Origin of the sequence: Gluconacetobacter sp. (assembly GCF_047721585.1) — a bacterium.
Classification (GTDB): domain Bacteria; phylum Pseudomonadota; class Alphaproteobacteria; order Acetobacterales; family Acetobacteraceae; genus Gluconacetobacter; species Gluconacetobacter dulcium.
On sequence record NZ_JBDNXE010000214.1, the window covers coordinates 1 to 3,630 of the forward strand.

Consider the following 3,630-nt stretch of genomic DNA (forward strand, 5'->3'; position numbering starts at 1 on the left):
ATTGCCGGCCATCCGCGTTTGCGGGCCGAAATTATGGTTCGCGCATGCCATCGGTTAGCGCCGGCACCAGGTGATTCATCAGATACTGCATGATGGTGCGACGGCCGACATGGATATCGGCTTCGACCGGCATGCCGGGCTGGGGGTGGAAGAACGGCGGCACGCCATGCAGCGTGTAGCGATCGACCCGCACCCGCGCACGGTAGAAGGCATCCATCCCGCCGACATCGGCGGACTGCGCGGGGGCCGGCGAACCTGGGGCGCCGCGCCCGCTTTCTCCGGCGGAGAAGGAATCCGCGCTGATCACGCGCACCGTGCCTTCGGCCCCGCCATACTGGGTGTAGGGAAAGGTCGCGAATTTCAGCAGCACATGATCCCCCGGCCGGATGAAGCCGACATCGGACCCCCGGATCGCCGCCTCGACCTCCAGCCCGCTATCGACCGGCACCAGCGTCATCAACTGCGTGCCCGACTGCATGACCGAGCCCACGGACAGGGCGGCGATGCTCAGCACCACCGCGTCGCGGTCGGCGCGCATCACCATCATGCTGTGCCGCAGCCCCGCCTTGCGGGCTTCGTCGCGCGCATCGGCCAGATGGTGCTGGGCGGTCGCGAGATCTTCGTAGATCGTGGCTTTCCAGTTCTGCACGAAGCCATCGCGTTCGGCCGTCACGGCCTCCAGCTTCGCGCGGGCGCCGTCGGCGGCCTGATGGGCGGCGATCTGGGCGCGCTCGACCTCCATCAGGTCGTTCTGCGCCGAAAGCGTGGACAGGCGGCTGCCCACCTGGTCCCGTTGCAGGCGCAGGCGCATGGCAAGCACGCTGTCCGCCACGCGGGCGCGGGCACCATACATCGCGGCATCGGCCAGGTTGCCCTGCATGTCGCTGCGCGCGCCGGCGATCTGCTTGTCGTAGTTCTGGATGCGGGCGGTCAGTTCGGCCCGGCGCCGCGCGAAGGCGGCGGCCTCCTGCATCGCGGCCGGGTCATTGGGATCGGGTGCATAATCGCGGCCCTCGGCCTCGGCCGTCAGGCGCGCGACCTGGGCGGCATAGGCACCGGCCTGCTGGCCCATATCCTCGACATCCGCGCCGGTCAGGGTCGGGTCCAGCCGGGCGAGGATCTGCCCCTTGTGGACGAAATCGCCCTCATGCACGTCGATGGTGCGGATGATCGCGGTTTCCAGCGGCTGGACCACCAGCGTCGCCTCGGTGGAAACCATCCGCCCCTGCGCCGCCACCACCTGATCGAGCGGGAAGACCGACATCACGATCACCCCCATGATCGCCAGCGCCGAGACGATCCATGCCAGATAGAGCGCCGAGGCGGTGGGCGGCAGGTCGATCAGCGCCAGGCTGGGCGAATGAAATTCCAGCAGCGCGCGGGGCATGTCGCGATCGACGGTCTCGGGCAGCACATAGGCTTCGACCGCATCGGTCTCCGGCGGCACCAGCGGGGGCATCGTCATGGTGCGTCTCCCTCGGCCAGCATCGCCGCCGGATGAGCATGCCCCCGCCCGCCTGCCTCATGCCGGTTCTGCTGCTGCCACAGCGAACGATAGATCGCGCAGCGTTCCAGCAGGACGGCATGCGGGGCGATATCGACCACCAGCCCCTGGTCCATGACGCAGATCTGGTCGCAATCGACCAGCGAGGACAGGCGGTGCGAGACGATGACCATGGTACGCCCGCGCGCGATGCGTTGCAGGTTGGCGTTGACCACGGCCTCGCTCTCCGGGTCCAGCGCCGAGGTCGCCTCGTCCAGGATCAGCAGTTTCGGGTCGCAGATCAGCGCGCGGGCAATGGCCAGCCGCTGCCGCTGGCCGCCGGAGATGTTGGTCGAGCCTTCCTCGATCCAGGTTTCGTACCCGGCCGGCATGCGCTCGATGAATTCCTCCGCCCCCGCCAGCCGGGCGGCGCGGATCACGTCATCCAGCGTCAGGCCCGGCCGCCCGGCAGTGATGTTGTCGCGCACCGTGCCCCGGAACAGGAAATTGTCCTGCAACACCACGCCCAGCGACCGGCGCAGATGCGTCAGGTTGATCTCGCGCAGGTCCACCCCGTCCAGCCGCAGATAACCGGTATAGGAGCGGCTGACGCCCTGGAGCAGACGGGTGACGGTCGATTTGCCCGAACCGCTGCGCCCCACGAGCCCCAGCGTGCTGCCGGCCGGAACATCGAAATTCACCCCCGACAGCGCCCGCGTTGTCGCGCCGGGGTAGGTGAAATACACCTCGCGGAACGACAGGGCGCCATGAATCACCGGGCGCAACCCGGTCGTGAGCGCCTGGCGTTCGGTCGGCTGGTTCAGCACATGCCCGGCCTCGCTCAGCGCGGTGCGGACCTCGCTGAGGTCGTCCAGCAGACGGGCCAGCCCGACCAGCGGCGACGCGACGCGCCCGCCGAGCATCATGAACGCCATCAGCGCCCCCGCGCCCATGTCCCCGTGATGCGTCAGGATCAGCCACGCGCCGACCAGCATGATCCCGCGATTGATGAAGATGTCGAACGGCTGGGCCACGGTCGCGGCCATGTTGCCCATGCGCCCCGCGGCCAGCCCCCACAGGGCGGACTCGGCCGAGCGGTCGTCCCAGAGCTGGCGCCTTGTCTGTTCCAGCGCCAGCGTCTTGACCGTGCGGATGCCCGCTACCGTCTCGTACAGCACGGCGCCACGGGCCATGTCGGCAGCCACCTTGCGGCCGACCAGATGCCCGACCGGCCGCATGAAGCCGAACACCACCAGGCCGATGCAGCAGGCGGCGGCGATGGTCATCCAGGCCAGCGGCATGCTGAAATAGAACAGGAACGGCAGCACGACGACCAGCGTGAACAGATCCAGCACCGTGTTCATCAGCTTACCGGTCATGAAATCGCGCACCTTGTAGATGGCGGATACGCGGCCGATCACCTGCCCCGCCTGCTCGCGCTCGAAGAATTCCAGCGGCAGGGACAGCAGGCGATCGAACACCAGCAGCGAGATCCTCGTATCCAGCCGCGTCGTCACCACCAGCGCCAGCTCGCGCCGCGCATAGGACAGCAGGACCTCGTAGAAGCTCATCATGCCCAGGATCGCGGCGATCGAGATCAGGGTCGAGAACGAGTGGTAGCTCACCACCTTGTCGACCACCTGCATGACGATCAGCGGCGGGAAGATCGCCAGCACGCTCAGCACCATCGACGACAGCAGGATATCGCGCAGCAGCCCCTTCTCGCGCAGCACCATGCGGCCCAGCCACGCGGCGTTGATCGGCGCATCGGCCTCGCTCTGGTCGCGGCGGCGCTTGACCAGCAGCACGTCCCCCGTCCAGACCTGCGCCAGGCGCAGTTCATCCAGCGGTACGGGGGGCGTGCCCTCGTCACCCAGCGGGTCGCGCAGCCACACCACGCCCCGGTCCGGGTCTCCCGCCACCATCAGCCCCGCCGAGCCATCGCGAAACATCAGGACGATCGGCGGCACGTTGCGCAGCCGCACCAGGTCGCGCCAGCGCAGGCGCATGCCCCGCGCCACCGCGCCGCACTCGTTCAGCCAGCGCGCCAGCGCCGCCGGCGAGGGCGCGGCCTCGCCGGGCTCGGCGACGAAATCGCGTACATCCACCGACAGGCCATGGAAGCGCGCCGCCGCGACCGCCGCATA

2 protein-coding genes are annotated in these 3,630 nt (G+C 68.6%); both read right to left on the minus strand.

What is annotated here, in order from left to right; genetic code table 11:
- Positions 1-31: 31 nt before the first annotated feature.
- Entirely contained in the window at positions 32-1,465 is a 1,434-nt protein-coding gene (locus ABF821_RS20290; RefSeq protein WP_415531385.1) for an HlyD family type I secretion periplasmic adaptor subunit, read from the minus strand.
- Positions 1,462-3,630 (minus strand): peptidase domain-containing ABC transporter (locus ABF821_RS20295; protein ID WP_415531386.1); only part of this gene is annotated, 2,169 nt, incomplete at its 5' end. The genes ABF821_RS20295 and ABF821_RS20290, both read right to left, overlap by 4 nt.

Excerpts from the sequence above, each read along its gene's own strand:
- ABF821_RS20290 (WP_415531385.1), bottom strand. The coding sequence starts at position 1,465 with ATGACGATGCCCCCGCTGGTGCCGCCGGAGACCGATGCGGTCGAAGCC.